This is a genomic window from Comamonas sp. HJ-2, assembly GCF_053615495.1.
In genome coordinates, this window is the sequence record NZ_JBSIFD010000065.1 from 1 (window position 1) to 1317 (window position 1317).

2 protein-coding genes are annotated in these 1317 nt (G+C 57.4%); both read right to left on the minus strand.

Annotated features, from left to right (window positions below):
- A partial coding sequence (locus ACWGXF_RS24320; RefSeq protein WP_452102599.1) for an ATP-binding protein occupies positions 1-419 on the minus strand: 419 nt, incomplete at its 3' end.
- Positions 409-1317, minus strand: a 909-nt coding sequence (locus ACWGXF_RS24325) for a Mu transposase domain-containing protein (RefSeq protein WP_452102600.1), incomplete at its 5' end; no start/stop codon positions are given. The genes ACWGXF_RS24320 and ACWGXF_RS24325, both read right to left, overlap by 11 nt.

The following is a 1317-nucleotide window of genomic DNA, read 5'->3' on the forward strand; positions in this document are numbered from 1 at the left end:
ACAGTAGAGAAGAAGCGCACCCTTTGACGGTGGTGCTCAATGGCCTGAATACCCAGTGCCGTAGCAATGTGCGTCTTACCCGTGCCAGGCCCACCGACAAGCACCACATTGTTAGCCTTCTCGATGAACTCACAGCGATGAAGGCTGCGTACCAAGGCTTCATTGACCTCACTGTGTGCGAAGTCAAAGCCTGCCAGATCTCTGTAGACCGGGAACCTGGCGGCCTTGAGTTGATAGGCAATGGAGCGCACTTCTCGCTCAGCACTCTCGGCCTTGAGCAGTTGCGACAGTATGGGGTGTGCTGCTTCAAAGGCTGGTGAGCCTTGCTCTGCAAGTTCTGTCACGGCCTGGGCCATGCCAAACATCTTGAGTTGGCGCAGCATGATGATGATCGCAGCAATGGCGGGGTCATGACGCATGGCGCACCTGTCGGAGTTGGTCATAGCGCACGACGTTGGCTTGTGGCTCAACGATCAAGGCCAAGGCTTGGGGTGAATGGATGGGCTCAGGTTCCGGTGTTCCATCAATGAGGCGGTGCAAGATATTGATGATGTGGGTCTTGCGGGGTGCGCCATCCTCCAGTGCCAACTCGACAGCGGCCAGGACGGCTTGCTCATCGTGCTGCAACACCAAGGCAAGAACTTCCACCATCTCGCGATCGCCGCCAGGTTGCTTCAGGAGCAAAGCTTGCAGTCGTTTGAATGCGTCTGGCAACTCGACAAACGGCGCACCGTTGCGCAATGCGCCAGGCTTGCGCTGCAATACGGCCAGGTAATGGCGCCAGTCATAGACCGTACGCCCTGAGCCTTGGTGATTGCGCTCAATGATGCGCGGGTGTTCGCAGACGAACTGACCTTCGGCCACGACAACCAGGCGGTCGGCATAAACCTGCAAGCTCACGGGCCTGTTGGCATAAGAGGCCGGCACGCTGTAGCGATTGCGCTCGAAGTGAACTAGGCAGGTGGGAGAGACTCGTTTGGCATGCTCGACAAAGCCGTCAAACGGCCGAGGCATGGGCATCAAGGTTGAGCGTTCTTGCTCCCACACATCAGCAAGTGAGCCAGGCAATTGGCCATGCGCAATCTCTTGCCATAACTGTTGACACCGTTGCTCTAGCCAATCGTTGAGGGCTCTGAGTGTCGGAAACGCTGGTACAGATTGCCAGATACGATGGCGAGCGTCCCGAACATTCTTCTCGACCTGTCCCTTCTCCCATCCCGAGGCCGGATTGCAAAACTGTGCCTCGAACAGGAAATGGCTGGCCATAGCACTGAAGCGGGCGTTGACCTCTCTGAGCTTGCCACGGCCGACACGATC